At 28.2% G+C, this 26,250-nt stretch carries 36 protein-coding genes and 2 pseudogenes; 7 read left to right on the forward strand and 31 right to left on the reverse strand.

Annotated elements, in window-relative coordinates:
* Positions 1 to 6: 6 nt before the first annotated feature.
* The 7 genes from dnaE to PSOL_RS02255 all read left to right on the forward strand — a co-directional run bounded on the left by dnaE (position 7) and on the right by PSOL_RS02255 (position 10,044).
* On the forward strand, positions 7 to 2,781 hold the full coding sequence (gene dnaE / locus PSOL_RS02230; protein WP_349401742.1) for a DNA polymerase III subunit alpha: 2,775 nt from the start codon (positions 7 to 9) through the stop codon (positions 2,779 to 2,781).
* Positions 2,782 to 3,689: 908 nt separating this feature from the next.
* A complete protein-coding gene (locus PSOL_RS02235) occupies positions 3,690 to 4,052 on the forward strand; it encodes a hypothetical protein (protein WP_349401744.1) in 363 nt (120 codons plus the stop codon).
* 51 nt (positions 4,053 to 4,103) lie between these two features.
* Positions 4,104 to 5,135: a phenylalanine--tRNA ligase subunit alpha gene (gene pheS, locus PSOL_RS02240; protein WP_349401746.1), complete on the forward strand. Its 1,032-nt coding sequence runs from the start codon at positions 4,104 to 4,106 to the stop codon at positions 5,133 to 5,135.
* Positions 5,122 to 7,542, forward strand: coding sequence for a phenylalanine--tRNA ligase subunit beta (gene pheT, locus PSOL_RS02245; protein ID WP_349401748.1), 2,421 nt, complete (start codon positions 5,122 to 5,124; stop codon positions 7,540 to 7,542). The genes pheS and pheT overlap by 14 nt, the downstream gene beginning before the upstream one ends.
* Positions 7,543 to 7,633: 91 nt before the next feature.
* Complete coding sequence (locus PSOL_RS02250; RefSeq protein WP_349401750.1) at positions 7,634 to 9,148, forward strand: ABC transporter ATP-binding protein/permease; 1,515 nt, start codon at positions 7,634 to 7,636, stop codon at positions 9,146 to 9,148.
* A gap of 33 nt (positions 9,149 to 9,181) precedes the next feature.
* Positions 9,182 to 9,349 (forward strand): IS3 family transposase, encoded by a 168-nt coding sequence (locus PSOL_RS03415; protein ID WP_350340401.1) that lies wholly within the window; start codon positions 9,182 to 9,184, stop codon positions 9,347 to 9,349.
* Between the two features lie 509 nt (positions 9,350 to 9,858).
* Positions 9,859 to 10,044, forward strand: a complete 186-nt coding sequence (locus tag PSOL_RS02255) for an IS3 family transposase (RefSeq protein ID WP_349401751.1) — start codon at positions 9,859 to 9,861, stop codon at positions 10,042 to 10,044.
* Positions 10,045 to 11,071: 1,027 nt separating this feature from the next.
* Here the strand turns inward: PSOL_RS02255 and rplQ are convergent.
* The 31 genes and pseudogenes from rplQ to rpmF all read right to left on the reverse strand — a co-directional run bounded on the left by rplQ (position 11,072) and on the right by rpmF (position 26,032).
* Positions 11,072 to 11,428, reverse strand: coding sequence for a 50S ribosomal protein L17 (gene rplQ / locus PSOL_RS02260; protein WP_349401752.1), 357 nt, complete (start codon positions 11,426 to 11,428; stop codon positions 11,072 to 11,074).
* A gap of 18 nt (positions 11,429 to 11,446) precedes the next feature.
* A complete protein-coding gene (locus PSOL_RS02265; protein ID WP_349401753.1) occupies positions 11,447 to 12,433 on the reverse strand; it encodes a DNA-directed RNA polymerase subunit alpha in 987 nt (328 codons plus the stop codon).
* Between the two features lie 31 nt (positions 12,434 to 12,464).
* Positions 12,465 to 12,851: a 30S ribosomal protein S11 gene (gene rpsK, locus PSOL_RS02270; protein WP_349401754.1), complete on the reverse strand. Its 387-nt coding sequence runs from the start codon at positions 12,849 to 12,851 to the stop codon at positions 12,465 to 12,467.
* Positions 12,852 to 12,866: 15 nt separating this feature from the next.
* Positions 12,867 to 13,232 (reverse strand): 30S ribosomal protein S13, encoded by a 366-nt coding sequence (gene rpsM / locus PSOL_RS02275; RefSeq protein ID WP_349401755.1) that lies wholly within the window; start codon positions 13,230 to 13,232, stop codon positions 12,867 to 12,869.
* A 12-nt stretch (positions 13,233 to 13,244) separates the two neighbouring features.
* Entirely contained in the window at positions 13,245 to 13,361 is a 117-nt protein-coding gene (rpmJ, locus tag PSOL_RS02280) for a 50S ribosomal protein L36 (RefSeq protein ID WP_349401756.1), read from the reverse strand.
* An 11-nt stretch (positions 13,362 to 13,372) separates the two neighbouring features.
* Positions 13,373 to 13,591: a translation initiation factor IF-1 gene (gene infA / locus PSOL_RS02285; RefSeq protein WP_349401757.1), complete on the reverse strand. Its 219-nt coding sequence runs from the start codon at positions 13,589 to 13,591 to the stop codon at positions 13,373 to 13,375.
* A gap of 36 nt (positions 13,592 to 13,627) precedes the next feature.
* On the reverse strand, positions 13,628 to 14,371 hold the full coding sequence (gene map, locus PSOL_RS02290) for a type I methionyl aminopeptidase (protein WP_349401758.1): 744 nt from the start codon (positions 14,369 to 14,371) through the stop codon (positions 13,628 to 13,630).
* Positions 14,368 to 15,021 (reverse strand): adenylate kinase, encoded by a 654-nt coding sequence (locus PSOL_RS02295; RefSeq protein ID WP_349401759.1) that lies wholly within the window; start codon positions 15,019 to 15,021, stop codon positions 14,368 to 14,370. The genes map and PSOL_RS02295 overlap by 4 nt, the downstream gene beginning before the upstream one ends.
* 19 nt (positions 15,022 to 15,040) lie before the next feature.
* Positions 15,041 to 16,285 carry a preprotein translocase subunit SecY gene (gene secY, locus PSOL_RS02300; protein ID WP_349401760.1) on the reverse strand — a complete coding sequence of 415 codons (1,245 nt, stop codon included), beginning with the start codon at positions 16,283 to 16,285 and terminating at the stop codon, positions 15,041 to 15,043.
* A 1-nt stretch (position 16,286) separates the two neighbouring features.
* Positions 16,287 to 16,724: a 50S ribosomal protein L15 gene (gene rplO, locus PSOL_RS02305; RefSeq protein WP_349401761.1), complete on the reverse strand. Its 438-nt coding sequence runs from the start codon at positions 16,722 to 16,724 to the stop codon at positions 16,287 to 16,289.
* A complete protein-coding gene (gene rpmD / locus PSOL_RS02310; RefSeq protein WP_349401762.1) occupies positions 16,724 to 16,921 on the reverse strand; it encodes a 50S ribosomal protein L30 in 198 nt (65 codons plus the stop codon). The genes rplO and rpmD overlap by 1 nt, the downstream gene beginning before the upstream one ends.
* A complete protein-coding gene (rpsE, locus tag PSOL_RS02315) occupies positions 16,918 to 17,433 on the reverse strand; it encodes a 30S ribosomal protein S5 (protein ID WP_349401763.1) in 516 nt (171 codons plus the stop codon). The genes rpmD and rpsE overlap by 4 nt, the downstream gene beginning before the upstream one ends.
* A 14-nt stretch (positions 17,434 to 17,447) precedes the next feature.
* Complete coding sequence (gene rplR / locus PSOL_RS02320; RefSeq protein ID WP_349401764.1) at positions 17,448 to 17,801, reverse strand: 50S ribosomal protein L18; 354 nt, start codon at positions 17,799 to 17,801, stop codon at positions 17,448 to 17,450.
* 9 nt (positions 17,802 to 17,810) lie between these two features.
* On the reverse strand, positions 17,811 to 18,365 hold the full coding sequence (gene rplF / locus PSOL_RS02325) for a 50S ribosomal protein L6 (protein ID WP_349401765.1): 555 nt from the start codon (positions 18,363 to 18,365) through the stop codon (positions 17,811 to 17,813).
* Positions 18,366 to 18,394: 29 nt separating this feature from the next.
* Positions 18,395 to 18,787 carry a 30S ribosomal protein S8 gene (gene rpsH, locus PSOL_RS02330; RefSeq protein ID WP_349401766.1) on the reverse strand — a complete coding sequence of 131 codons (393 nt, stop codon included), beginning with the start codon at positions 18,785 to 18,787 and terminating at the stop codon, positions 18,395 to 18,397.
* Positions 18,788 to 18,802: 15 nt separating this feature from the next.
* Positions 18,803 to 19,072 carry a 30S ribosomal protein S14 gene (gene rpsN / locus PSOL_RS02335; protein ID WP_349401767.1) on the reverse strand — a complete coding sequence of 90 codons (270 nt, stop codon included), beginning with the start codon at positions 19,070 to 19,072 and terminating at the stop codon, positions 18,803 to 18,805.
* Between the two features lie 15 nt (positions 19,073 to 19,087).
* Complete coding sequence (rplE, locus tag PSOL_RS02340) at positions 19,088 to 19,636, reverse strand: 50S ribosomal protein L5 (RefSeq protein ID WP_349401768.1); 549 nt, start codon at positions 19,634 to 19,636, stop codon at positions 19,088 to 19,090.
* A gap of 15 nt (positions 19,637 to 19,651) precedes the next feature.
* A complete protein-coding gene (rplX, locus tag PSOL_RS02345; protein WP_349401769.1) occupies positions 19,652 to 19,999 on the reverse strand; it encodes a 50S ribosomal protein L24 in 348 nt (115 codons plus the stop codon).
* Positions 20,000 to 20,011: 12 nt separating this feature from the next.
* Complete coding sequence (gene rplN, locus PSOL_RS02350; protein ID WP_349401770.1) at positions 20,012 to 20,374, reverse strand: 50S ribosomal protein L14; 363 nt, start codon at positions 20,372 to 20,374, stop codon at positions 20,012 to 20,014.
* Between the two features lie 20 nt (positions 20,375 to 20,394).
* Positions 20,395 to 20,607 (reverse strand): 30S ribosomal protein S17, encoded by a 213-nt coding sequence (gene rpsQ / locus PSOL_RS02355; RefSeq protein ID WP_434062266.1) that lies wholly within the window; start codon positions 20,605 to 20,607, stop codon positions 20,395 to 20,397.
* A 235-nt stretch (positions 20,608 to 20,842) separates the two neighbouring features.
* Positions 20,843 to 21,022 (reverse strand): annotated as a pseudogene (gene rpmC, locus PSOL_RS02360) (50S ribosomal protein L29); the annotation flags it as partial.
* Complete coding sequence (rplP, locus tag PSOL_RS02365; protein WP_349401771.1) at positions 21,019 to 21,441, reverse strand: 50S ribosomal protein L16; 423 nt, start codon at positions 21,439 to 21,441, stop codon at positions 21,019 to 21,021. The pseudogene rpmC and the gene rplP, both read right to left, overlap by 4 nt.
* Positions 21,395 to 22,169, reverse strand: a pseudogene (gene rpsC, locus PSOL_RS02370) (30S ribosomal protein S3). The gene rplP and the pseudogene rpsC overlap by 47 nt, the downstream one beginning before the upstream one ends.
* The gene (gene rplV / locus PSOL_RS02375) at positions 22,153 to 22,521 is read right to left on the reverse strand and encodes a 50S ribosomal protein L22 (RefSeq protein WP_349401772.1); all 369 of its coding nucleotides are present in this window, start codon (positions 22,519 to 22,521) and stop codon (positions 22,153 to 22,155) included. The pseudogene rpsC and the gene rplV overlap by 17 nt, the downstream one beginning before the upstream one ends.
* A 20-nt stretch (positions 22,522 to 22,541) precedes the next feature.
* The gene (gene rpsS, locus PSOL_RS02380; protein WP_349401773.1) at positions 22,542 to 22,823 is read right to left on the reverse strand and encodes a 30S ribosomal protein S19; all 282 of its coding nucleotides are present in this window, start codon (positions 22,821 to 22,823) and stop codon (positions 22,542 to 22,544) included.
* A 13-nt stretch (positions 22,824 to 22,836) separates the two neighbouring features.
* Positions 22,837 to 23,667: a 50S ribosomal protein L2 gene (gene rplB / locus PSOL_RS02385; protein WP_349401774.1), complete on the reverse strand. Its 831-nt coding sequence runs from the start codon at positions 23,665 to 23,667 to the stop codon at positions 22,837 to 22,839.
* A gap of 25 nt (positions 23,668 to 23,692) precedes the next feature.
* Entirely contained in the window at positions 23,693 to 23,983 is a 291-nt protein-coding gene (gene rplW, locus PSOL_RS02390) for a 50S ribosomal protein L23 (protein ID WP_349401775.1), read from the reverse strand.
* A gap of 2 nt (positions 23,984 to 23,985) precedes the next feature.
* The gene (gene rplD / locus PSOL_RS02395) at positions 23,986 to 24,609 is read right to left on the reverse strand and encodes a 50S ribosomal protein L4 (protein WP_349401776.1); all 624 of its coding nucleotides are present in this window, start codon (positions 24,607 to 24,609) and stop codon (positions 23,986 to 23,988) included.
* On the reverse strand, positions 24,596 to 25,261 hold the full coding sequence (rplC, locus tag PSOL_RS02400; protein WP_349401777.1) for a 50S ribosomal protein L3: 666 nt from the start codon (positions 25,259 to 25,261) through the stop codon (positions 24,596 to 24,598). Before rplC ends, rplD begins: the two co-directional genes overlap by 14 nt.
* 64 nt (positions 25,262 to 25,325) lie before the next feature.
* Positions 25,326 to 25,643 carry a 30S ribosomal protein S10 gene (gene rpsJ / locus PSOL_RS02405; protein WP_349401778.1) on the reverse strand — a complete coding sequence of 106 codons (318 nt, stop codon included), beginning with the start codon at positions 25,641 to 25,643 and terminating at the stop codon, positions 25,326 to 25,328.
* 185 nt (positions 25,644 to 25,828) lie between these two features.
* A complete protein-coding gene (gene rpmF, locus PSOL_RS02410; RefSeq protein WP_349401779.1) occupies positions 25,829 to 26,032 on the reverse strand; it encodes a 50S ribosomal protein L32 in 204 nt (67 codons plus the stop codon).
* Between the last annotated feature and the right edge of the window lie 218 nt (positions 26,033 to 26,250).

The raw sequence follows: 26,250 nt of genomic DNA on the forward strand, positions 1-26,250 counted from the left end.
GTTATTATGAGAGGTGTTTTTTATTTACAAAGTTATTATTCTTTATTACAAAGTCTAAATTCTTTAGAAAAACTAGTTTTAAAAGCTAAAGAAAATGATTATGATTTTGTAGCTTTAAGTGATGAATCTAATTTATATGGCATGCCAACTTTTTTGAAATTATGCCAAAATCATAAAATAAAACCTATTTTAGGTATCAAAATTAATTTTTTATGGAAACATCAAATAGGAGAATTTTTAGTTTATGCCAAAAACGATGAAGGAATTAAAAATTTAATCCAATTAGCAACTGTAAGCAAAAAAAAAAATCAAAACAACATTCCTTTAGAAAAAATTTCTCAATTAGGACAAAATTTATTTATTATTATTACTGGTATTTGCCCTTTTTGGGAAAAGATTTTTGTAGGTAACCAAAAAGATGAATTTAATCAATTGTTAAAAGAGCTAAAAGTAATATTTTCTGAAATTTTTTTAGGAATTTCTTTCCAAAGTTTTTTTTTAGAAAAACTAACTGATAACATCTTTGAATTTAGCTCTCATTTTGGAATCCCTTGTTTACCTGTTCACAAAACTAATTATGATAATCCAAAAGCTAAAGAAGCTTATCAAATTTTAGCCCAAATGGAAAATAAAAAAATTGATTCTCAAATAGATTTATCTTTTTTAACTAAAAATGAGTTTGACGCTAAATATCAAAAAAAACCACAAATCATCAACCCTTTAAAACAATTGATTACTAAAATTAATTATCAAACTGATTTGCCAAACAATTTTACCTTACCTTCTTATCTTGATTTTGTAGAAAGTAATAAAAAACAAAAAAAAGAAAACGAAATAAAAAAAGAAAGTATTTCTTCAAAAATAAGCAAAAAAACTCCTAAAAATATTACTTCCAAGAAATACTTAAAAAAAATAGCTTATCAAGGGTTAAAAAAAATTTTAACTTCCTCAAACTTAAAATATGATCAATATCAAAAAAGACTTGACCAAGAATTAGCTATCATCAATGATTTAAATTACGAAAATTATTTTTTAATTGTTAGCGATTTAGTTAAATATGCTAAACAAAATAATATTTTAGTAGGTCCTGGAAGAGGTTCTTCTTCTGGTTCTTTAGTTTGCTTTTGTCTTGAAATTACAGAAATTGATCCTTTAAAATATCATCTTATTTTTGAAAGGTTTTTAAATCCCCAAAGAAAAACTATGCCAGATATTGACCTTGATTTCCCTGATAACAAAAGAGAAATAATAATTAAATATATTTGTCAAAAATATGGGTTATCTCGTGTAGCTAATATTATTACTTTTGGTCGTTTCATCAATAAAAAAGCTATCATCAAAGAATTACTCAAATTCAAAAAAATAATGCCTTTTCAAATAAAACAGCTTTTTAATTTCTTAGACAATAAAACCACACAAGCAACTAATAATTTAGACGACCAAATAAACAATTTATTACAAATAGCATCATTTTTAGAAGGAGTGCCGCGATTTACAGGAACCCACCCTGCAGGAATTATTTTAAACAAAGATAACTTATTACAAAGCATCCCTTTACAAAAATCAAATTATCTAAATTTATTACAAACCCAATGGGAAGCATCAGATTTAGAATCAATGGGTTTGTTAAAAATTGATTTGTTAGGACTTCATAGCCTTACTATCATCGAACAAATAATAGCAGCAATTAAAAAAAAAGAAATTACTTTTGATCTTTTTTCTATTTCTTTGGATGACCAAAAAACTTTTCAACTTTTATCAAGTGGAAAAACATTAGGTATTTTTCAATTAGAATCTTACAACGCAAAAACCTTTTTAACCAAAATGGCGCCTCAAAATTTTGAAGATTTAATTGCTTTATTAGCTTTAAATCGACCAGGACCGATTGATTCTTTTAATTTATTTTTAAATAATCGTAATCAAAATAAAAAGAAACAAACTTATTTTGATCCTCTTATTGATCAAATTTTAAAACCAACTTATGGTGTTATCCTTTATCAAGAGCAAATTATGCAAATAGTGGCTGCTTTTGCTAAATATAATCTAGCCGAAGCAGATCTTTTTCGAAGAGCTATCAGCAAAAAAGACAAAAAAGTTTTACTACAAGAAAAAAAATATTTTATTAAAAAAAGTCAAAAAGAAGGTCATGATATCTTTTTATCAAACAAAATCTATGATTATATTTTAAAATTTGCTAATTATGGCTTTAATAAAAGTCATAGTGTTGCTTATTCTTTGATTAGTTATCGTATGTCTTATTTAAAAACTCACTATTTTATCGAATTTATGATAACTTTATTAAACGATGCTTTAAACGACTCTTTACAAACTACCATTTTATTAAAAGAAGTATCACAAGCCAATATTACTTTAGTAAAACCAAATGTTTTGTTTAGTTTAGATCAATATTATTTTAAAAATAAGCAATTGTTTTTACCTTTAAACATAATTAAAAGTGTTAGCAATAATTTTTGTAAAGAATTAATCAAAGAACGCCAAAAACAAAATTTTTTATCTTTTAAAGATTTTAAGCAAAGATTGTGTTTTTGTTTAAATGAAACTATTCTCACTAATTTAATTTTTAGTGGCGCTCTTGATCAAATGGGTTTAAATCGAAAAACTTTATTCCATAATCAAGATTTAAACGAAGTTAAATATTATAGCTTTTTGCCAAATCACATCATCATTTATCATCAAGAATTTTTACCACAGCAATTAAATGAAGCTGAAAACAAAGTTTTTGGTTTTAATCTCAATAATTACATAAAACAAAAAAATTAAAATAGAAAATTTAAGAAATAATTATGATAAATTTTAATATATACTTATTTGAAGAAAGTAGAAAAAATAATTAATTATGAAAAATAAATTATTTTTTTGATATCAAACATACTTTATAAAACAACGAAAAAAAAGTAATCCTTTCGCAAACCAAAAAGTTATTACACCAATTATCACAAAACCCTAATAATATTTTAGGAATTGCAACAGGTAGAAAACGTAGAGGGCTTGAAGTTTTAAAAGAACTAAAAAAATTATTTCAGTATTTTGTTGTTTTTAATGAAGTCATCACTTTTTAAAAAAAAGAAATAATCATCCACAAAACCCCAATACTTCAAGAAGATGTCTTATAAATAAATAAAAAAGCTTTTGAACACCAAATAACAATTATTAATTTTTCTCTTCAACAAAAAGGATTTCTTTCTTGAATTGATCCCGATGCCAAAGAGTTTATTGCTAGTGGAACAAGGAACAAAAAAACTTCAATTAAATTAACTTTAGCTCAACCAATCTATAAAATTAATTTATTTCACTCTAATTCTTTAAAAATAATTAATTTTATCAAAAAATTTTAATTAATTTAATAGTTATTTTTAAAAAAGTGGGATTGTAAGTCTAAGCGTCAAGGAAGTTAATAAAGCTTATGGCATTTTTTTAATTGAAAAAATGCATCAACAACATCAATTAATTTGTATCGGAGATGGTTGTGTAATAATGTAAGAAATGTTTTTCAAGCAGCTCACTTGGCCATTGTCATTAAAAATACTAAATATAATTATTTAAAAAAAATAGCTAACTTAGTGGCTTCTGACATATAAGACAATAATTTATTTGATTTTTTTCAAAAAAAATGGCTTCATTTATTTTTAGATATTAATTCATAAAAAAATAGAAAGGATATTCAAAAAATGAATTCAACACCAAAAAAAGCTATCATTAAAAAAAATAATCTTCAACCTAACAATTGCAATCCTTATCAAATTTTATTGCAAAATAAATTTTTTCATGTAGCAGTTTTTTGTGCTGCTTTAACCCTTAATTTAATCATCATTTATCTTTTTCGAAATAATTATAATAATGATGATGAGTATAAAAAATTATCACAATTGCATTTAACAACTATCTTTTCTGGGATGTTTTTAGGAGGGGTTGTTTTAGGACTTAAAAAAGGTGCTTTAGGAATTTCTTTAGGAATTTTTTTAGGCGCTACTTTAGGTATGTGGTTGTCTTTGTTAACAGATGGTAAAATCATTTCTGGTATGATAATATGATGCAGCGCAAAAAAACAAAGATAAAAGAAAAGGAAAAAGAGTAATATTTTTATGAAAAATAAAATTAAGCTTTTAAAAGACCAATTTGAACTTAGTTTAGCAAAAAATAAAAATAGCTTGGAAGATTTAATTTTTTTAGAACAAACATTTTTAGGGAAAAAAGGACTTTTGCAAGAGCTAAATCAAACATTAAAAAACATTCCTTCAGAACAAAAACCTGTTATTGGTAAATTAATTAATGACTTTAAACAAGCAATTATCTACACCTTACAACAAGAACAAAAACATTTAAAAGAAAAAGCGCTTAATTTAGAATTAATGCAAGAAGATGTTGATGTTAATTTACCAGGTTTTAACTTTTTTTCAGGAAGTATCCATCCCCTTTATCAAATTATCGAACAATTAGAAGATTTATTTTTATCTTTAGGATATGAAATTAAAGATGGCAACGAAATTGAAAGCGATTTTTATAATTTTGAAATGTTAAATATTAGCAAAAATCACCCAGCCCGAGCGATGCAAGATTCTTTTTATATTGACTCAGAAAATCTTTTAAGAACCCATACTTCTAATATTCAAATTAAAGAGATGTTAGCTCACCAAGGAAAACCATTGAAAATTATTTCTTCTGGCAAAGTTTTTCGCAAAGATAACGATGACGCTACTCATAGTCATCAATTTATGCAATTAGAAGGTTTAGTGATTGATAAAAAAATCAATTTTTTAGATTTAAAAGAAACTCTTTTAACAATCATTAAAGAACTTTTTGGTGATTCACAAGAAATAAATTTAAGACCTTCTTATTTTCCTTTTACAGAACCAAGCGTAGAAGTTGATTTAGTGATTAAAAAAAAAGACAATAGCAAAGAGTATTTAGAAATTTTAGGAGCTGGTTTAGTTCATCCTCAAGTTTTAATTAATGCCAATTATGATCCTGAAAAATACCAAGGTTTTGCTTTTGGTATTGGAATTGAAAGAATTGCTATGATTAAATATCAAATTGAAAATATTCGTTATTTTTATCATAATGACATTCGTTTTTTAAAACAATTCGCAAGGAAGGTAAAACATGAAAATTCTTGAACCGATTTTGAAAAAATATTTTTATAACTTGCCTGAAAATAACAATATTTTTAACTTAATTAATAATTATATTAGTGAGGTGAAAGCTTTTCATCCCATTTCTAAAAATACTAATTTAGTTGTTGGAAAAATTATTCACTATCACAAAATACCTAATTCGCAAAAACTAAACTTAGTAACAGTTGATATAGGCCAAAGAATTTTAAAAATTGTTTGTGGTGCTTCTAATTTAGTTAATAATCGCAAAATAATTGTTGCTTTAGAAGGAGCTTTTTTAGAAGGATTGCAAACAACTCTTAAAAATAAACAAATTTATGGTGTTTTTTCTGAGGGTATGCTTTGTACTTTAGAAGAGTTAGGGATTAACCCAACTATTTTGACCCAAAAAGAAAAAGAAGGGATTTATCTTTTAGAAGATCCAAATGATGAAATAATATTAGGAAGTAATGCTTTAATTCCTTTAGGTTTAGATGGTTTTCTTTTGGAATTAGGGGTAACCCCTAATCGAACTGATCTTTTATCTTATCTTGGTTTTGTTAAAGATTTCGAAGCTGTTTTAAAAAGTATACCTTTAAACAAAGATAATCAAATATTAGAAAATAAAAAAAATTTGTTGGCTTGTCAAAAAACAAAAAACCCTTTTTTATCTTTGCCAGATTCTTTTTTTAAAGTAACTATAAAAAGTGATTCTTGTTATGAATATCATGCTTGTATTTTGGAAAATATCACAATTAAAACCTCTCCTTTGTGGTTAAGAAATACTCTTTTAAAATCAGATATCAAACCAATTAATAATGTCGTGGATATAACTAATTTAATAATGCTTGAATACGGTATCCCTTTACATGCTTTTGAATCTCACAACATTAAAGAAATTAAAATAAGGCAAGCTTTGTCGCAAGAAAAAATTACGACTTTAAACCAAAATACCTTTCAATTAGATCAAAATGATTTAGTTATCACAGATGGCGCTTATCCAATTGCTTTAGCTGGTATTGTTGGACTTTTAGAAAGTGGTATCAAAGAAGACACTAAAAAAATAATTTTAGAATGTGCCTATTTTAAACCAGAAACTATTGCCAAAACTAGTCATAAACTTAAAATAAAAACCATGAGTTCTTTACGATTTGAAAAGGGAATTGACCCTAGTTTAATCCCTTTAGTTTTGCAAAAAGCATGCAATCTTTTAATGACTTTAGCTGATGGCAAAATAACTTATCAACCAATAAGTCAAAAAAAAGAAGAATTAAAATTAAAAACAATTGATTTAAGTTTAGATTTTGTAAAAGAAAAAATCGGTATTTCATTTTTACCAACACAAATAAAAAACTGGTTGGTAAATTTAGATTATCGTGTTTTAGAGTCAAACTCAACTGCTTTAAAAGTGATACCTCCTTTGCGTAGATATGATGTCAACATCAAAGAAAACATTATTGCTGATTTAATTCGTCTTTATGGTTGTAAAAATTTAATTGCCCAAAAAGATATCAAAAACAAACAAACTAAAATGACTTTAAAACAAAAAAATCTTAGAGAATTAAAAAAATTGTTAGTTAATTTAGGTTTTTATGAAACTGTCACTTATAGTTTAATCAGTCAAGAAATGTTTGAAGCTTTTAATTATCAAAAAGAATCAATCAAAATATTAAATCCTTTGTCGCAAGATAAAATTATTTTAAGACAAAGTTTATTAAGTAGTTTGATCGAAGTCATAAGTTATCAACACAAAAGGAAAACTTTCGACAATGCTTTTTTTGAAATTGGCAAACTTTACTATCCGCAAACAGAAAGATTAAGTTTATCTTTAGTTTTAAGTGGCAAAATATTTAATAGTGGTTGGCTAAAACAAGGTTTTATAAGTTCTTTTTTTGTTTTAAAAGGGATTGTGGAAAAAATTAGTGCTCTTTTAGGAATTAAATTAACTTATCAAAAAAGTTCTTCTAACCCTAATCTTCATCCAGGAATTCAAGCCAAAATTTTATATCATCATCAAACAATTGGATTAATAGGAAAAACTCATCCCACATTAAATGAAAAATATCATTTAAAAGAAAGTTTTGTTTGTGAATTATTGTTATTAGACCAATTTTTAACTCAAAAAAACAAAATTGTATATCAACCAATCAGTAAGTTTCCAATTATCACTCGTGATTTAGCCTTTTTAATCGATCCAAAATATTGTTTTTTAGATATTACAAAAACTATTAAAACTAATTTATCACTTGATTTAATTGATTGTCAATTGTTTGATGTTTATCAAATAAATAATGACAAAAAAGAACTTTCTTTGGCTTTTAGATTATCTTTTTCTAATCCTTCGCAAAACTTAGAAAAAAACATGATCGAACAAAGAATGCACATAATTATTGAAACTTTAATCAAACATTATCAAATTAAAATAAGATAAAGTTTTTTTTGTTTTTTCTTAATATATCAAAAAAAATAAGATATGATATAATAAAAATGTATTTGAATAAAAAAAATAAAAGAGGTGTCAAATGTTCGATATTAAAAAAATTAGCAAATTTTTTACTACTGCAACTGGTTTCCGTACATTAGCTTTAAATGATATTTCCTTAAAATTACCACAAAAAGGCTTAGTTTTTATTTTAGGAAAATCAGGTTCTGGTAAATCAGCTTTATTAAATCTTTTAGGTGGTCTTGATTCTTATGAAAAAGGCGATATCACCATTAAAGGGCATTCAACTCGTTTCTTTAAACAAAAAGATTTAGATACTTATCGTAATGGAACAATTGGTTTTATTTTTCAAGATTTTTATTTAATTGAAAATATGAGTGTCCATGAAAATATTGCTTTAGCGTTAGAATTGCAAGGTAAAACTCCGAAATATCAAGTGATTTCTAACTTATTAAACGAAGTAGAAATGCAAGATTTTCAAAATCGCAAAATCAATGAACTTTCCGGGGGACAAAAACAAAGAGTTGCAATTATAAGAGCTTTAATTAAAGATCCAGAAATTATTTTAGCTGATGAGCCAACTGGCAACCTTGATTCTCAAACAAGTCATCAAGTTTTCAAAATTTTAAAACAATTGTCTCAAGAACGTTTAGTGGTTGCTGTTTCACACGATCAAGAAAGTGCTTATCAATTTGGCGACCGAGTGATTGAATTTAAGGATGGCGTTATTATTTCAGATATAACTAAAAAACTTAATCCGAGTAAAACTCGAAAATCTCAATTTACTAAAGGGGAAGTTTTAACTGAAGAAATGATTAAAATAATTCAAACACAACAACAAAGTCCTTTGAAAGAAAACTTTGAACTTACCCAAGAAGTTTTGTTAGAAACTCAATCAACTCCTTTTAAACAAATTAATAGCCAACTACCTTTAAAGAAATCTTTTAAAATGGGTACAAGCGCTTTAAAAACAAAAAAAGTTTTATTAGTGTTTTCACTATTAATATTGAGTTTGACAGCTTTTATGTGTGGAATGGCTTCACAATATATATTTTATTTAAAAGATTCAAAAAAAGTTGCAATAGAAAGTTTAGAAAAACAAACTCGGTACAAACAACTAGAAACAGAAGAAAAAGAAAAATTAAAAGAAATTGTTGTAAAAAGCGAAGAGGAATTTTTAAAACCATTATTAATTTTTGTTACTGTTTTGAGTTTAATTGCTTTTTTTACTATTTATATGTATTTTAACGCTAGCGTTAAAATAAAACAAAAGGAAATTGGTACTTTAAGAGCGTTAGGAGCTAAAGGTTCAACTGTTTCTAAAATCTTTTTTTGCGAAGGAGTTGTTTATTCTTCTATTGCTTGCGTACTTGTTTTTGGATTTACATTTCTTCAACTTTATTTAATAAGAAACAAATTATTTCCCACATTAAGTTTCTTTGATTTTGTGAAAAATTATTTTAAAGACCTAAAAAGCTGGTTATTGTTAGGAATTGATGTTGTTTTTATTTTTGCTTTGACATTTATTGCTATTTTCTTTCCGATTACTAAACTTTCTCGTAAAAAACCAATTGATGTTTTATTAAACAAATAATATTTACAAACTAAAAAATTATCATTAATTCAAATAAATAAAATTATCTTTGATTATATTAATTTTTATAACTACCACCGCGAAATAACTACATTAGGTAATTTAACCCCAATCGAATATAAAAACTTTTATAAAAACAACCCTGAACTGATGCCTGTTTACATTAAATCTAAAACCAAAACAATAAGACGTTATAATTAATAAAAAATACTTATAAAGCGCTTTATTTTGCCTCTTAGTGGCGTTCAATTTAGTTTTATGATTCCCTCTTCATATACCCATTTTTAAAAGTTATTAAAATCAATTATTTTAAAACCCTTCATAACTAAGGAAGGTGTTTTGGTTGTTTATTAAGTTTTTAACAATAAATATTAATTTTAATATTTTGAAAGAGTACAAAAAGAAATTAAAATGAAAAGAAAAAATAGAAAAAGTCTAGTCTTGTCTTGTATAGTTTTTTTGTAAAAAAAACGAATACTAATTTCTTTGAAAAAATTATTGACAAATAAAAAAAAATTGTATACTGTATATAATATTAATTATATTAGTATTCAGACTCGACTAGACTTTCTTTTTTTAGTCTTATTTTCTTTTTATTTTATTCTTTATTTGATAATTCTTTTTCTTTGCTTCTTTCTTTTTCTAGACTGTCCAAAAAAAGTGAACTGGTTTAAAGCAACAAAATTCCCAAATGCAAAAAAGGAGAAAAGATGTTAGAAGCTGAACGTGCATTGTTAGGTAGTTTGTTTTTAAACCCCGAAAAAATGAAATACTTAACCGAAAATCAAGTTAAAAATATTATTCATAAATATATGCATTATTATAACTACAAACGAAAAATGAAAATTCTTAATTATTTATCTCCGATTGAATATAAAAAAAAATATTTTAAATAATTGCCGTTCTATTTTGGAATGGTTATTTTTTTTGATTTTTTTAAATTCTTTCAAAAAAAGGTTTAATTAATTTTTATAATATTGATATAGCGCTTAATTTTGCCCCTTAGTGACGTCTTAGGGGGTATATTAATAAATCCTCAAATACTCCTTTTAAAATCTTATTAAAGGGCAATATTTTTAGTTTTTAATAAACGATGGTATTTATATACAATAATAAATAGCATACATTTTTCTAAATAAGGTCGTTTTGATTTGTTATTTACTTGCGATTTTTTGCAATGGCGCATACATTTTTACAAAATTGGCATACATTGCTAAAAAGCAAGTAAAACACTAGCAAATCGTCCTCGCGGGGATATATTTTTTTATAATATACACTTAAATTATGTCTTTTATTAAATGTTATTGTCAATAGTAAAATTAAATGAAAGTTATTTTTTTACGCAATTATGTTAAAAAACATAAAAAATTAATATTTATGTTTTTTTGTACCAATTAAAGAACAACAAAAAAATTTCATTTTTTTATGTTGAAATTCGATTTTAGCAGTATATAATAAAAGTAATAGTAAACATTTTTTTGAGTCATGTCTTTTTTGTCTCAAAAAGTGTTGTTCTTTATCAGTTCACTTTTCGTGGAGCTTACCAAAGCTTGTATATTCTCTCATCAAATAATTTTCTTTTGTTTTTTTGTATTCACTAAAAAAATAGCATAAGTATAAAAAATAAGTTTTTGTAATTTAGTATTATTTAATTCAAATTTTTTTCCTTGCTTTTTTCGATAATATAATTAGCAAAATCAAAAACATGATTTCTTTTTTTTGTTGTCCATTTTTTTACTCCCTTTTTTTTACTAATCTATTCAGAATATACTACTAAAAATAAATTCTTCAACTTGTTTTTATGTTGAGGGGGGATAAAAGTTAAACTGTTTATCGTTTTGTTAACTTTTTAGATTTTAATTTTGTTTTTTTATTCAATATGAACAAAAAAACTTTCTTAATCATTAAGAAAGTTTTTTATCTTTAAACAAAAGCAATAATAGCCATTGGTGCAGCATCGCCGCGTCGAGGGACGGTTTTAATCACTCGAGTATATCCACCTTGACAATTCAAATACTGAGAAGCTATTTTTTGAAATAATTTTTGCAAAACAGTTGTTTCTTCGTTAATTTGTTCATCAAAAAGATGTCTTGCAGCTTGACGTCTTGTATGCAAAGTCCCTTTTTTTGCTAAAGTGACCATTTTATCAGCTAATTTTTGTAATTCTTTGGCTTTTGATTCTGTTGTTATAATTTGTTCTTGCACAATTAAATCAGTCATTAAGGTTCTTAATAAAGCTCTTCTTTGAGATTTATTGCGTCCTAATTTACTAAAAGACATAATAAGTCCAGTTCCTTTCTAATTTGAATCTTCTTCTTCACTGTGATGCAAAGCTTCTTTTAAACAATCATTAAATTCTAAACCGTATTCTACAAATTTATCTTTTAGTTCTTGGAATGATTTACGACCTAAACTTTTTAATTCAGCTACTTCTTTTTGGCTAAGTTTAACTAAAGCAGCAACTGTATTAATTCCGGCTCTTTTAAGACTGTTAAAAAGTCTAACTGATAAATCTAGTTGTTCAATTTCCAAATCAAGGACATAATTATGAGCTTCTACTTTGGCTTCAGAAACAAATTCAACATGAGATATTTGTTTACTTAATTCAACTACTACATTAAAATGATCTACTAAAATTTTTGCCGCTGTTGCAAGCGCTTCTTTCGCTAAAAGAGCTCCATTGGTGGTGATTTCCATAGTTAATTCTTCTTTGTTACCTAATTTTTTTTCTACTTGATAAGAAACATTTATAACTGGTGTAAACAAAGAATCGATTGGAATGACACCTATTTGATTTTCACTGTGAACTTTATTTTCTTTTGAACCCACATAACCAATTCCTTTTTTGATAGTAACTATCATATGAAAGTTGATATCGGAAGAAATAGTTGCAATCAGTGCTTCCGGATTGATAACCTTAACACCAGCAGGTAGTTTAAACGAAGATGCAGTAATTTTTTGAGGACCAATAAGAGAAATTTCTAATTTTTCTTCAAAATCATTTGATTCATCGTCAACTTTAAAAATAATTTTTTTTAAGTTTAAAATAATGGCCATAACATCTTCATAAATGCCAGGAATAGTAGTGAATTCTTGTTCAACGCCTTCAATTTTGACATTAACAATTGCAGTTCCAGGTAAAGAAGATAATAAAACTCTTCTTAAAGCGTTTCCGATGGTAATGCCGTAACCTCTCTCTAAAGGATGAATGATAAATTTGCCAGAAGTAAGTTTGTCATCTAGTTCTTCAACAAAAAAAGGTTTAATAAATTTAAGATTTTTCATAATTACTCCTTAAGATTTCAAACAAATTTTTTCACACTCTCCGAAGTTTTGGTGGACGACAACCATTATGTGGTACTGCAGTCACATCTTTAATAACAGTAATTTCTAATCCTGCTGCCTGCAAAGAACGAATAGCTGCTTCTCTACCTGGTCCTGGACCTGTAATAAAAGCTTCAATTTGTAACATTCCGTGTTCTATGGCAGATTTAGCAACTGCTTCGGCTGCTAATTGAGCTGCAAAAGGGGTTGATTTACGACTACCTTTAAAGCCTAAAGCTCCAGCACTACTCCAAGTGATAGCATTACCATTGATGTCTGTAATAGTGACAATAGTATTATTAAAAGTGGAGTGAATATGAGCTATTCCCAAAGGAATGTTTTTTTTAACTTTTCGTTTGGTGGTTTTTTTTCTTGCCAATGACTTTCTCCTTTATTATTTTTTTTTCCCAGCAATAGCTTTAGGTTTACCTTTGACGGTATGAGCGTTATTTCTTGTTTTTTGACCTCTAACAGGTAAACCTTTACGATGACGTAAACCTCTATAAGCACCAATTTCCATTAAGCGTTTAATGTTAAGAGTAATTTCACGTCTAAGATCGCCTTCAACATTGTATTTAGTGATTTCACTTCGCAAAGAGGATAATTGCTGTTCTGTCAAATTTTTAACTCTAATATCTTGATTGATGTTTAATTCAGTTAAAATTTTTTGAGATAGTTTTTTGCCTAAGCCATAAATATAAGTTAAAGCAATGACTACTCTTTTATCACTAGGAATATCTATTCCTGCAATTCTCGCCATAAAATTCTCCTTTTATCCTTGTCTTTGATTGTGCCTACGGTTTTTTTTATTAATAACATAAACGCGTCCTTTACGACGAACAATGATATCGTCTTTACTACGTTTTTTTACCGATGCTTTAACTTTCATTATTTTTCTCCTTATTTAAAACGATATGTAATACGTGCGCTAGTTGGATCATATGGAGATAATTCAATTTTTACTTTATCACCAGGTAAAATACGTATATTGTTGATACGTATTTTACCAGAAACATAAGCATTGATCGTTTTTTTATTTGGAAGTTCTACTTTAAATTTAGCATTTGGCAATACTTCAACAATAATAGCTTCCGTTTCAATAATATTTGTTTTTGACATTTAAAAGATTCCTTTAATTTCTTAATTTTTTTAACATTAGGCTAAAATTTCATAACTTGTATTGGTAACTACAACTGTATGTTCAAAATGAGCACTTAAACTTTTATCGATGGTGACAACAGTCCAATTATCAGTTAAAATTTCTACTTCTGGACTGCCTAACGTTAACATTGGTTCAACACAAAAAGTCATTCCTTTTTTGAGAATATCGCCTTGATGTGGTTTGCCAAAATTAGGAATATAAGGTTCTTCGTGTAGATATTTGCCAATCCCATGACCAGTAAAATCTTTCACAATTCCTAAATTATGATGTTCGGCAAATGTTTGAATAGCATAAGAAATATCAGAAAAATGATTTCCTGGTTTAATTTGTGCAAGTCCCTTCATTAAAGCTTCTTTAGTTAAATCAATAAGTTTTGGAGGGATCATGCAAGCATTACTGACAAAATAAGTATAAGCACAGTCAGCATAATAACCTTGATAGCTGACACTTATATCTAACGTAACAATATCGCCTAATTTTAAAATTGCTGTTTTTAAAGGAATACCATGAACAACTACTTCATTAATAGAAGTACAAATGTGTTTCGGAAAACCATGATAACCTTTAAAAGCGGAAAAAACATTTTGCTTTTGATAAAATTCTTGAGCTAATATATCAAGTTGCTCTGTTGAAGTTCCTGGAACAATAAAAGGCGCAAGCATTTTATGAGTTTGTTGTAAAATGATGCCAGCTTGCCTCATTAAAGAGATTTCATAAGGAGTTTTGATAGAAATCATTTTTGCTCCATTTCTAAAACTTTTAAAATTATTTGAGTAACTTGTTGAATGTTTTGCATGCCATCAACTTCGAAAAGTTGCTTTTTTTGACGGTAATACTTCACCAAAGGTAAAGTTTCTTGGTTAAACACTTTTAAACGTTTTAAAAAAGTATCAGGTTTATCGTCTTCTCTTTGGATTAATTTTTTTTGGTCTTTATCACAAACACCTTGAACTCGAGGTGGAATATGATTTAAATGATAGACTTTACCACATCCATGACAGATTCTTCGACCAACAATACGTTTCATTAAATCTTGAGTTCCAGCGTTAAAATAAATTACTTTTGTTAAAGTTAAATTCGATTTGGCAAAAAAAATTTCTAAAAATTGTGCTTGCAAGACATTTCGCGGGAAACCATCTAATAAAAAACCTGAGTTAAAAACTATTTGAGATAAATAATCAGCAATCATTTGATTAGTGATGTCATCGGGTACTAAAAGCCCTTTAGCGATGAATTCTTTACTTTCCTTACCTAATTTAGTATTTTCTTGAAAATTTTTGCGAAAAATATCACCTGTTGCAACATGATGAATCTTTAAAATATCTGATAAAACAGCTGCTTGAGTTCCTTTTCCAATTCCGGGAGGTCCTAATAATATTAATATCATAGTTATTTTGTCTACCTAATTAAAATAATTTTGCATATTCTTTTTTGTTAGCAGTAGCCATAATACGTTGAATAGTTTCCATTGCAACACTGACGATAATTAGTAAACTGGTTCCTCCTAATTTCATATTTTTTAAACCAAAAAAAATGTCCATAAGGTAAGGAGTAGTAACAAGAGTAATCATAAAAAGAGTACCTATAACAGTGATTTTAAACAAAAGAGAAGATAAATAATAAGTGGTTTGCTCTCCAGGTCTTAAACCGGCAATATAAGCGTCTTGTTTTGATAAATGTTCGGAAATTTCTTCAGGATTAACATTCATAAAAGTAGAGAAAAATGAAAAAACAATGATTAATAAAATATGTAACCCAAAAGCAAAATTAATAATTTTAATATTAGTTAAATATGTAATAATGTTATTAAATGTTTGATTATTGATTACTTGAGTTAAAAAATTAAAAGGTTGCAACAAGGCATTGGCTAAAATCAAAGGCATAACTCCAGCAGTGTTAATTTTCAAAGGGATATAACTATTACCTTGAGATGCAACTTGATTGCGAGCATAATGAATTGGTATTTTCAAAGAAGTTATTTGAACAATCACAGTAATAACTAAAAACAAGATCAAAACTAAAACAATAATAATAAAATTTATAAACTCTTTTGCATTAAAACTTTGAACCATTGGTAGCAAAAAAATGTTTTTTAATTCTTGAAAAGAAGAAATTAAGCTACCACTCATAGAAGCTATAATCAAAAGAGAAGTACCATTACCAATTCCTTTAGAATTGATTAAATCAGCAAACCAAATGAGAATAGCACATCCCGCTACAGCAATCAAAGAGATTAAAAAGCAATCTCCCGACAAAATTTTTGATTCTGGTGATAATAATACTTTATTAAAATTATTAAGAAAGGCAAAAGTTTGTCCAAAAACAAATAAAAGAGCTAAAACGCGAGTTAAAAGATTAAGTTTTCGTTTACCGATTTGACCTTGATCTTTCCATTCGTGACAAATAGGTAAAAGCTTTTGTAAAAATTGGACTACAATAGAAGCTGTAATATAAGGATAGATACCTAAGCCAAAAAGTTTTTGAGGCTCAATTGGAAAAAATCGTCTTTCTGATAATCCAAATTGTTTAACAGGAATAAAAGGCAAATTTAAAGTAGAACCTAATTTAAAAAGAAAAAGAATCAAAAAAGTAAATAAGATTTGAAAAATCAATTTTGGATTACCTAAAATTAATTTTAGTTTACGTTTCATCTTAAATAACCTCTATTTTTCCACCAACTGCTAAAATAGACGCTTCTGCTTGGTGAGAAAATTTAGAAGCTTTGACAACTAGTCTTTTAGTTAAAGTTCCTTGCGCCAAGACTTTAACACCAGATAATTTATCTTTAATAATTTTTTGATCTAATAATAATTGAGGAGTGATAATGCTGTCTTCTGGAAAATTTTGTAAAGTTTTTAAATTAAGAATAGCATATCTTTTTTGCGCAAAATTATGAAATCCTCTTTTAGGAATTCTTTGAAAAAAAGGGATTTGTCCCCCTTCGAAACCAGGTCGAAGAGTTTTACCTGAACGAGCTAATTGACCTTTATGACCTTTACCAGAAGTCTTACCAGTACCGCTACCAGGACCACGACCTAAACGTTTAGTAGTTTTGCGAGCATTAGCAATGGGTTTTATGGTGTGTAACATTATGCTTCCTCCTTTGTATCAAAAACTTTTTGAACCGAAACAAGATGACTGATAGTTTTAATCATTCCATGGATGGCTGGAGTATCATCTTGGATTACTTGACTATTTATTTTTTTTAAACCTAAAGAATAAGCAGTTCTAATTTGATTCTTACGACAAGCAATTAAACTTTTGATTAAGGTTATTTTAAGTTTCATTGTTCATTTTTGGCTAAAGTAAGACCTCTTAATTTAGCTACTTCTTCTTTCGTTCTTAAACTTTTTAATCCATCCATTACAGCTCTAATAACATTAATAGAGGTACGAGAACCAAAGGTTTTAGTTAAAACATCACTAATGCCAACTAATTCTAAAATAGTTCTTGCTGCTGTCCCTCCGGCAACAATTCCAGTTCCTTTAGAAGCGGGTTTTAAAAAAAACTTGGAAGCGCCAAAACGGCCAATAGTATCATGAGGAATAGTGGTTCCCATAAGAGGAATACGAATTAACTCTTTTTTGGCTTTTTCTAAAGCTTTTTTGATAGCATCAACGATTTCTTGAGCTTTAGCGGTGGCAAAACCAATTTGACCTTTTTTATCGCCAACAACTACCAAAGCAGAAAAACGAAAACGACGACCACCTTTAACTACTTTAGTGATCCGTTTAATTTTAACAACTTTTTCCTCGTAAGGAGATACTTTTTTGATAAATTCTTTTTTTATTGTTTTCATCTTGCTTTTCTCCTTTAAAATTGTAATCCTGATTGGCGACAAGCTTCAGCTAAAGCTTTTATTTTACCGTGATACAAATACCCAGAGCGATCAAAGACAATATTTTTAATTCCTAAAGATAAAGCTTTTTTTGCTATTAAAGCGCCAACTGCTTGAGCTGTTTTGATATTTGCACCGATAATACTAGTTTCTTTGCTGTGAACACTGCATAAAGTGTTTTTACTATTATCGTCAATTAATTGGACATAAATGAATTTGTTAGACCTAAAAATATTTAAACGGGGGCGAGTGTTTGACCCTATAACAATTTTTCTGAGACGAAGATGACGTTTTTTACGTAAAACATTAGAAGATTGTTTAATTATCATAACTTATTTTTAGTCCTTTCTGGTTTTTTTAGCGCTTTTACCGGCTTTTTGTCTAATATATTGCCCCACATAACGAATTCCTTTACCTTTATAAGGTTCGGGTTTGCGTAATTTAACTATTTTAGCAGCAAATTCACCAACAAGTTGTTTATCAATTCCTTTAATAACAATTTCTGTATTTTGATTAACTACGATTTCGATATAATCAGGAATGTCAACACTAACAGGGTGAGAAAAACCTAAAGATAAAATGAGTCGTTTATCTTTGATTTGGGCGCGGTAAGCTAAACCAACGGTTTTTAAAGTTTTTTGAAATCCTTTATCGACCCCTTGAACCATATTAGCAAGTAAAGCTCTAGTGGTTCCATGAATTTTTTTCATAAAAATTTCATCACTAGGACGTGTTACTGCAATAACTTTGTTTTCATGAGTAATTTTTAATCGATGATTAAATTGATATGATAATTGTCCTTTATGACCTTTAACTAAGATAATATTTTTATCTTGAATATCAACTGTAACTGTATCAGGGATTTCAATTACTTTATTTCCGACGCGTGACATACATTTTCTCCTTTAATTTCTTTTAGTCTTTACCAAACATAAGCTAAAATTTCTCCACCAACCTGAGAAATTCGAGCTTGAGCGTCAGTTAAAATACCTTTAGAAGTAGAAACTAAAGCTATTCCTAAACCATTTAAAACTTTAGGCATTTGTTGAGCTGTTGCATAAACCCTTAGTCCTGGTTTAGAAACTCTTTTCAATCCTTTAATCACTTTTTCTTTATTGGAAGCATATTTTAAACTAACAATTATGTCTCGAGATGATTGAGGTAGATAAAAACTTTTAATAAATCCTTCATTTTTTAAAACTGATAAAATTTCTAATTTTAACTTTGAAGTAGGGATTAACACTTTTAAATGTGACATTTGATTAGCATTACGGATACGTGTTAACATATCTGCAATAGGATCAGTCATAACCATATTTTAGTCTCCTTTTTACCAACTAGTTTTTTTAACGCCAGGTAACTTTCCTTCGTGCGCTAACTGTCTAAATTTAATCCTGGAAATGCCAAATTTGCGAATATATCCTCGAGGTCTACCATCGATAGAATCTCTATTTTTTAAACGCACAGGAGACGCTTTAACAGGAATTTGAGATAAGCCAAGATAGTCAGCTTTTTTTTTAAGTTCTAAACGTAAAGGAGCATATTTTAAAACTAGCGCTCTTTGCTTACGATCTTTTACTATTTTAGATTTTTTAGCCATAAATATTTTTTTCCTTTAATTTTTAAACGGCATGCCATAAAGTTCTAACAGCTTTTTGGCTTGAACGTTATTTTTAGCAGTAGTGACAATAATGATATCCATCCCGCGGATTTTTTTGACTTTATCAATGTTAATTTCTGGAAAAACAATTTGTTCTTTCAGACCTAAAGCGTAATTACCTCTGCCATCAAAAGATTTACCTGAAATACCTCTAAAATCTCTTACACGAGGGAAAACAAGACGAGTTAATTTATACAAAAAAGCTTCTTTGCGAACACCTCTTAAAGTAACTTTAGCACCAATTGGCATCCCTTCACGTAATTTAAAATTAGAAATAGATTTTTTAGCTTTAGTAATTATAGGACTTTGTCCTGTTAACAATTTCAATTCTTCTACTACATCATCTAAAACTTTGACGTTAAAAATAGCATCACCAACACCCATATTAACAACAATTTTTTCAATTTTAGGGACTTGCATAATTGATTTATAGTTGAAAGTTTCCATTAAGGTAGCAGTTATCTTTTGATGATCTAATTGATATAAATTATTTTCTTTTTTCATTTAACAAAACTCTCCTTAAATTATGCCATCTAGTTGATTGTTGGAATTTTTAGCGTAACGAATTTTTTTCCCTTTTTCGAAACGAATACCTACTTTAGTGGGAGTTTGGGTTGTGGGGTCAATTAAAGCGACATTGGAAATATGAATTGAACCTTCTTGTTTAATTATGCTACCTTTTTCTTGATCTTTAGAGGGTGGTTGATGTTTAGTTTTGATGTTGACACCTTCAACAATGATTCTTTGTTTTTGATTAAAAATTTTAAGCACTTTACCTGTTTTAATTTTTTTTTGACCAGTTTCATCCATAAAATAACGATCTTTACCGGCTAAAATAGCAACAGTTTCACCTACTTTAATACTCATATTGACTCCTCCTTATAAAACTAATTGAGCTAAAGAAACTATTTTTGTAAATTTCTTATCACTTAATTCACGAACTACTGGACCAAAAATACGGGTGCCAATGATGTTTAAATCTTCTTTTAAAAGTACTAAAGCATTATCATCAAATTTAATATAAGAGCCGTTTTTGCGTCTTAAACCTGTTTTTGAACGAACAATCACTCCTTTTAAAACATCATGTTTTTTAACCGTCCCTGATCCTGATTTAACAGTCACAACAACAATATCACCAATATTAGCATAACGACGACGAGTACCGCCTAAAATACCTATTACAAGAACTTCTTTAGCGCCACTATTATCAGCAACAACTAATCTACTTTCTCTTTGAATCATCTTAGTTTCTCCTTAGTGTCTTAATTTAGACTCTTTGCATGAGTAAGGACTTTGAATAATCGAAATCTTTTAGTTTTAGATAAAGGTCTTGTTTCCATAAAATTAACTAAATCACCGATTTTTGCTAGTTGATTTTCATCATGAACATGGAATTTTTTCGATTGCTTCACTCTTTTGCCATATAAAGGATCTTTTTTGTAAATATCAACAACAACAGTAATAGTTTTTTGCATTTTATCAGAAACTACTTTTCCAACAAAAGTTTTTCTACAATTACGATTCACTATTTTCCTCCTTAGTGGTGACAGTTTTATGGTTAGACAGTAATTCAGGATTAGTTGGGTTTATTTTAAGATCATCTTTTTCATTTGAAAATTCTAAAATTTTATCATTTTTGTTATTCTTCGCTAAATTTTTAGTTTCAGAAGGGAAATCTTTCAAAGTTAAAGTTGATTTAAAATTAGTATTTTTTTGAGTAAGGATAGTTTTAATGCGAGCAATACTTTTTTTAAGCTTACGAATTTGAGCAGTGTTAGTCAGTTTTCCTAAAGCTAATTGAAAACGCAAATCAAATAGTTCTTGTTTTAAAAATGTTACTTTATTTTCTAATTCTTCTGAGCTCATTTTTAAAATTTCTTGAATTTTCATACTTGAACACCTTTTTTAACTATTTTTGTTTTAATTGGTAATTTATGAGAAGCTAGTCTTAAAGCTTCAATTTCAATTTTATCTAAATTAGAAGTGTCTTTGACTTCAAATAAAATTTTACCAGTTTTAACAACAGCAACCCATTCTTCAGGAGAACCCTTACCGGAACCCATTCTTACTTCCAAAGGTTTTTTAGTTAAAGATAAATGAGGGAAAATATTGATCCAAACTTTTCCTGTTCTTTTCATATAACGAGTCATAGCAATACGAGCAGCTTCAATTTGTTTGTTAGTAATAAAAGATCCTTCTTTCGCGATTAAAGCATAATTACCGTTAACAATGACATTTTTTCCTTTAACTTTGCCTTCGTAACTAACACGATGAGGACGACGATATTTGGTTCTTTTTGGCATCAACATAATTATTTACCTCCTTTAAAATAACGAGGACGTTTAATGAATTTATTTTGAGAAACAAAAGGTTTACGAGTGTCTAAAATAGTTTGACCTGGTAAAACTTCTCCATGAAAAATCCAAACTTTAATCCCTAAAACTCCATAAGTAGTGTGAGCTTCTAAAGAGGCATAATCAATATCAGCTCTTAAAGTATGCAACGGAACACGGCCTTCAGCGTGACCTTCACTACGTGCTATTTCATCACCGTTAAGACGTCCAGAAACTAAAACTTTGATGCCTTTAGCACCAGCTTTTAAAGCTTTTTGAATAGCCATTTTTTGAACACGACGAAATTTCATCCGGTTTTCTAGTTGTTCAGCCATACTTTGAGCCACTAATAAAGCTGTTTTGTCGGGATTTTTAACTTCTAAAATATTTAAATTAATATCTTTTTGAGTTATTTTTTTTAATTGAGTTACTATTTTATTGCGAGTTTCACCGTTTTTACCGATAATAAAACCCGGTTTAGCTGTGTGAATTGAAATTGTGATACGATTTTTAGTTTTTTCTTTTAAGCGTTGAATTTCAATTTGACTAATAGAGCTTTTTTTGCTAAAATTATTAATTAATTTACGAATTAAAAAATCTTCTTTAATTAAAGTGGGTATTTCTTTATCGTTTACAAACCATTGAGAATCCCAAGTTCTAATAATTCCTAACCTTAAGCCGTTAGGATTAGTTTTTTGACCCACTTTCTTCCTCCTTTAATGTTTGTACTAATAAAGTGATGTGGCTAGTTCTTTTTTTAATCATATTCATAGCACCTTTAGCTCTAGGAAACATTCGTTTTAATTGTAATCCTTCATTGACAAAAACTTCTTTTACATAAAGTTTTTCACGCTGTAATTTTAAATTATTTAAAGCGTTAGCAACAGCACTATTTAAAAGTTTTAGAACAACAAGAGCAGAAGCTTTAGGAGTAAAAGTTAAAATTGCTTGGGCTTGGTCGATTTTTTTTCCTCTAATTAAATCAACAACTAAACGGACTTTTCGAGGAGCAATTGAAACTTTACGAACAATTGCTTTAGCGTTTTTAATTTCCATAGTCATTCCTTACCATTATTTTATTTTTTTGTCCTTTTTTTATCTTTTTTGTTATGACCACGATAAGTCCTAGTAGGAGAAAATTCTCCTAATTTATGACCAACCATGTTTTCTGTAATATAGACAGGGATATGTTCGCGTCCATTATAAACAGCAATTTTGTGACCTACAAAGATAGGTGTAATTGTCGAACTACGTGACCAAGTTTGAATCACTTTTTTGTTTTTTAAGTTTTTTTGTTTTTCTATTTTTGCTAACAAATGAATAGCAACAATAGGACCTTTTTTAACTGAACGTGCCATATTTACCTCTCAATTATTTTGTACGACGTCTAATGATTAATGCATTAGATGCTTTTTTACGATCACGAGTTTTAATACCGCGAGCTTTTTTACCCCAAGGGGTCATGGGCGATTTACGTCCAATTGGAGCTCTACCTTCGCCACCTCCATGAGGATGATCGTTAGGATTCATGGCAGAACCTCTAACTGTCGGTCTAACACCTAAAAAACGTTTTTTACCAGCTTTACCATAATTAATAAGTTTGTAAAATTCATTACCCATTTCACCAATAGTAGCACGACAAGTACCAAGCACTTTACGAACTTCACTTGATTGTAAACGTAATAAAACATATTTATCTTCTCGACTGATAATTTGAGCAGAAGTACCGGCGCTACGAGCGATTTGTCCGCCTTTTCCTGGTTTTAATTCAATATTATGAATAGTAGTTCCTACTGGAATGTTTAACAAAGGTAAACAATTACCAACTTTAATATCGGAACTTAAACCAGAAATGATTTGCATTTCAACAGTTAGTCCTTTAGGAGCTAAAATGTATCTTTTTTCGCCATCAGCATAAAAAATCAAAGCAATATTAGCACTACGATTGGGATCATATTCAATAGTGGCCACTTTGCCTACAATGTTATCTTTATTTCTTTTAAAATCAATTAAACGATATTTTCTTTTAACACCACCACCATGATGTCTAACTGTTATTTTACCTTGATTATTGCGTCCAGCTTGATTTTTATAAGGAACTAATAAACTTTTTTCAGGAGTTTGAGTCGTTAATTCTGCAAAGCTAGAAACACTCATATTGCGAAGCCCGTTGGTAGTAGGTTTATATTTTTTAATTGCCATTATTTATACCTGCCTTATCCTTTTTTTAATCGTTTGCTAAGATTCCTATTTTATCTCCTGAAGCTACTTTGACAATAGCCTTTTTGTAACCAGCAGTATAACCTTCAAATTTACCTTTTCTTTTAAAACGTGGTAAAACATTTCTAGTATTAACCGATAACACTTTAACTTGAAAAATATGTTCTAAAGCTTTTTTTATTTCAATTTTGTTGGCTGTTTTATCAACTTTAAAAGTATATTTATTTTGTCTTTCAATTAATTTATTAGTTAATTCAGTGATAATAGGAGTTTTAATTAATTCGTAATAATTAGTCATAATTATTTTAAAACCTCCTCAAAATAAGCAACAGCATCTAACGTTAAGACTAAATTTTTACAATTTAGTATTTGATAAACACTTGCATGAGCGGCTGTTTCTAAAGTAATATAAGGTAAATTACGCGAAGCTAAAGTTAATTTTTCTGTAATTTGTGTTACTATAATTAAAGTTTTGACAGTAATATTTAATTTTTGTAAAATTTGTTGAAAAGTTTTTGTTTTGTGAGTTTCTAAATTAAAATTATCAATTAAAATTAATTGTTTTTGACGAGAATGCAAAGACAAAGCTGATTTTAAAGCTAAATGACCTACTTTTTGATTAACTTTAACTGAATAATCGCGTGGAGAAGGTCCAAAAGCAACTCCACCACCACGCCACAAAGGAGAACGAATAGAACCGTGACGAGCCTTACCAGTTCCTTTTTGTTTCCAAGGTTTTTTACCTCCTCCAGAAACTAAAGCACGTGTTTTAGTAGCGTGAGTGCCTTGTCTCATAGCAGCTCTTTGAGCGTTAACAACATCGTATAACGCTTGTTGATGAGGTTTAATATCGAAAACACTGTTCTCTAAATCCTTAGTAGAAATCAAATCACCTAATTGGTTGATAATATTATATTTTGGCATTTGTTTTCTCCTTTGTTAATTTTTTGACAGCAGATTTCACCATGACAAAACCTTTGTTAGGACCCGGAACATTACCCTTAATTAAAAATAAGTTTTTGTCTTTATCAACGAAGACAAGAACCAAATTTTGAATAGTAACGGTTTCATATCCCATATGTCCTGGTAATTTTTTTCCTTTAAGTTTTCCTTTTATAGGTCCCATAGAACCAGGACGGCGATGATGACGAGAACCATGAGTTTCAGGGCCTCTACTTTGATTATGCCTTTTAATTGAGCCAGCAAAACCTTTACCTTTAGAAGTACTTGTCACATCTACCAAATCACCTGCTTGAAATAAATCACAAGTTACTTGATCACCTACTGATAAAGTAGCTAACGAGGAGATGTTTTCTTTTTTAAAGGTTATTTCTTTAATGAAGCGCTTAGGAGTTGTTTTGGCTTTTTTAAAATGTCCTGACATTGGTTTAGTGGTATTTTTTTCTCTTTTGTCACCAAAACCAATTTGGGTAGCGTTATAACCATCAATTTCAATTTTTTTTTGCTGTAAAACAACATTAGTAGAAACTTCTAATATTGTTATTGGAATTAAAACTCCTTGTTCATTAAAAATTTGAGTCATTCCTATTTTTTTTCCTAAGATTCCTTGAACCATTTCCTTCCTCTTTTCTTTTTTTCTTAAAACTAAAATAAAAGTTTTATAATTTTTTCAAACTGTTTTATTTTTTCAATAAAATATCTATTGCAGATGGTAAACTAATATGCATTAAAGATTCAATTGTTTTATTATTAGGATTAACGATTTGAATTAAGCGTTTATGGGTGCGGCGCTCAAATTGTTCTCTTGAATCTTTATTCACAAAAGGGGATCGCAAAACAGTAAATACTTCTTTTTTAGTTGGAAGCGGGATTGGCCCTTCGATTTGTGCTCCCGTTTTATTTACAATATCAATAATTTTTTTAGCAGCTTGATCAATTAAATGATGATCATAAGCTCTTAAAAGTATTTTGATAATTTCTCTTTCTTTATTGTTCATTGATGTGCTCCTTTTTTCAAAATATATCAAAACTTTTTTGGTTTCAATAATTGTTTTCTAGACAACGGACATTGGTGTTTAGTTTTTTTAATCAAAAAATAAAAAAAATCTTAAAGAGATAATAAATGTTTTTTAAACTAACAATAAAAAAAATAATTAATATCTAAAAACAATTTCAGTGAACTTTAATTTAAATTATCAGTTTTAACGATTTTATTGTTTTTGAAAATAAGTTTTCCCCTATAATAACCACTATTTTTAGTTACTCGATGAGATAAAGTGAAATTGTTTGTTTGTTTGCACACAATTAAAGCAGGACTACTTAACTTATAATGAGTACGTCTTTTTCTTTTGGAAGTTTTGCTAGTGCGTCTAAAAGGAACAGCCATTCTTACATCCTTTCTTTTTTATCTTTATTATTTTTTACCAGTTTATTCAAAGAAATTGTCTAAAAATTAAATTATAAAAAAAATAATTAAGCTTAAATAATTAAAAATTGAATTTTAAACCTAAAAATATTGTAACCTAAAAAGAGATTTTTGTCAACCTTAAAATATTTCAACAAAATAAAAAAGTTTTTTTCAAGTTTAAAGAAGTGTATCTTAGA

This window comes from Candidatus Phytoplasma solani (genome assembly GCF_040126175.1).
GTDB classification, from domain to species: domain Bacteria; phylum Bacillota_I; class Bacilli_A; order Acholeplasmatales; family Acholeplasmataceae; genus Phytoplasma; species Phytoplasma solani_A.

What these genes read in the sequence shown, in the direction of transcription:
- rpsH (WP_349401766.1), bottom strand. Translation starts at nt 18,787, where the DNA reads ATGGTTATGACTGATCCTATTGCAGATATGTTAACACGTATCCGTAAT.
- rplX (WP_349401769.1), bottom strand. Translation starts at nt 19,999, where the DNA reads ATGAGTATTAAAGTAGGTGAAACTGTTGCTATTTTAGCCGGTAAAGAT.
- rplR (WP_349401764.1), bottom strand. Translation starts at nt 17,801, where the DNA reads ATGATAATTAAACAATCTTCTAATGTTTTACGTAAAAAACGTCATCTT.
- rplO (WP_349401761.1), bottom strand. Translation starts at nt 16,724, where the DNA reads ATGTTACACACCATAAAACCCATTGCTAATGCTCGCAAAACTACTAAA.
- rplV (WP_349401772.1), bottom strand. Translation starts at nt 22,521, where the DNA reads ATGGAAATTAAAAACGCTAAAGCAATTGTTCGTAAAGTTTCAATTGCT.
- rplC (WP_349401777.1), bottom strand. Translation starts at nt 25,261, where the DNA reads ATGGTTCAAGGAATCTTAGGAAAAAAAATAGGAATGACTCAAATTTTT.
- PSOL_RS02250 (WP_349401750.1), top strand. Translation starts at nt 7,634, where the DNA reads ATGTTCGATATTAAAAAAATTAGCAAATTTTTTACTACTGCAACTGGT.
- rpsN (WP_349401767.1), bottom strand. Translation starts at nt 19,072, where the DNA reads ATGGCTAAAAAATCTAAAATAGTAAAAGATCGTAAGCAAAGAGCGCTA.
- rplE (WP_349401768.1), bottom strand. Translation starts at nt 19,636, where the DNA reads ATGAAAAAAGAAAATAATTTATATCAATTAGATCATCAAAAGATAACT.
- rpmF (WP_349401779.1), bottom strand. Translation starts at nt 26,032, where the DNA reads ATGGCTGTTCCTTTTAGACGCACTAGCAAAACTTCCAAAAGAAAAAGA.
- secY (WP_349401760.1), bottom strand. Translation starts at nt 16,285, where the DNA reads ATGAAACGTAAACTAAAATTAATTTTAGGTAATCCAAAATTGATTTTT.
- rpsQ (WP_434062266.1), bottom strand. Translation starts at nt 20,607, where the DNA reads ATGCAAAAAACTATTACTGTTGTTGTTGATATTTACAAAAAAGATCCT.
- rplQ (WP_349401752.1), bottom strand. Translation starts at nt 11,428, where the DNA reads ATGTCTTTTAGTAAATTAGGACGCAATAAATCTCAAAGAAGAGCTTTA.
- rplF (WP_349401765.1), bottom strand. Translation starts at nt 18,365, where the DNA reads ATGTCACGCGTCGGAAATAAAGTAATTGAAATCCCTGATACAGTTACA.
- PSOL_RS02265 (WP_349401753.1), bottom strand. Translation starts at nt 12,433, where the DNA reads ATGAAAAATCTTAAATTTATTAAACCTTTTTTTGTTGAAGAACTAGAT.
- pheS (WP_349401746.1), top strand. Translation starts at nt 4,104, where the DNA reads ATGAAAAATAAAATTAAGCTTTTAAAAGACCAATTTGAACTTAGTTTA.
- map (WP_349401758.1), bottom strand. Translation starts at nt 14,371, where the DNA reads ATGATTTCTATCAAAACTCCTTATGAAATCTCTTTAATGAGGCAAGCT.
- rpsM (WP_349401755.1), bottom strand. Translation starts at nt 13,232, where the DNA reads ATGGCGAGAATTGCAGGAATAGATATTCCTAGTGATAAAAGAGTAGTC.
- rpsS (WP_349401773.1), bottom strand. Translation starts at nt 22,823, where the DNA reads ATGGCACGTTCAGTTAAAAAAGGTCCTATTGTTGCTATTCATTTGTTA.
- rpmD (WP_349401762.1), bottom strand. Translation starts at nt 16,921, where the DNA reads ATGAAACTTAAAATAACCTTAATCAAAAGTTTAATTGCTTGTCGTAAG.
- pheT (WP_349401748.1), top strand. Translation starts at nt 5,122, where the DNA reads ATGAAAATTCTTGAACCGATTTTGAAAAAATATTTTTATAACTTGCCT.
- rpsE (WP_349401763.1), bottom strand. Translation starts at nt 17,433, where the DNA reads ATGAAAACAATAAAAAAAGAATTTATCAAAAAAGTATCTCCTTACGAG.
- rplP (WP_349401771.1), bottom strand. Translation starts at nt 21,441, where the DNA reads ATGTTGATGCCAAAAAGAACCAAATATCGTCGTCCTCATCGTGTTAGT.
- rpsJ (WP_349401778.1), bottom strand. Translation starts at nt 25,643, where the DNA reads ATGAACAATAAAGAAAGAGAAATTATCAAAATACTTTTAAGAGCTTAT.
- rplD (WP_349401776.1), bottom strand. Translation starts at nt 24,609, where the DNA reads ATGCCAAAATATAATATTATCAACCAATTAGGTGATTTGATTTCTACT.
- infA (WP_349401757.1), bottom strand. Translation starts at nt 13,591, where the DNA reads ATGTCAAAAACAAATATTATTGAAACGGAAGCTATTATTGTTGAAGTA.
- rpmJ (WP_349401756.1), bottom strand. Translation starts at nt 13,361, where the DNA reads ATGAAAGTTAAAGCATCGGTAAAAAAACGTAGTAAAGACGATATCATT.
- rplB (WP_349401774.1), bottom strand. Translation starts at nt 23,667, where the DNA reads ATGGCAATTAAAAAATATAAACCTACTACCAACGGGCTTCGCAATATG.
- dnaE (WP_349401742.1), top strand. Translation starts at nt 7, where the DNA reads ATGAGAGGTGTTTTTTATTTACAAAGTTATTATTCTTTATTACAAAGT.
- PSOL_RS02255 (WP_349401751.1), top strand. Translation starts at nt 9,859, where the DNA reads ATGTTAGAAGCTGAACGTGCATTGTTAGGTAGTTTGTTTTTAAACCCC.
- PSOL_RS02295 (WP_349401759.1), bottom strand. Translation starts at nt 15,021, where the DNA reads ATGATATTAATATTATTAGGACCTCCCGGAATTGGAAAAGGAACTCAA.
- PSOL_RS02235 (WP_349401744.1), top strand. Translation starts at nt 3,690, where the DNA reads ATGAATTCAACACCAAAAAAAGCTATCATTAAAAAAAATAATCTTCAA.
- rplW (WP_349401775.1), bottom strand. Translation starts at nt 23,983, where the DNA reads ATGACTAATTATTACGAATTAATTAAAACTCCTATTATCACTGAATTA.
- rplN (WP_349401770.1), bottom strand. Translation starts at nt 20,374, where the DNA reads ATGATTCAAAGAGAAAGTAGATTAGTTGTTGCTGATAATAGTGGCGCT.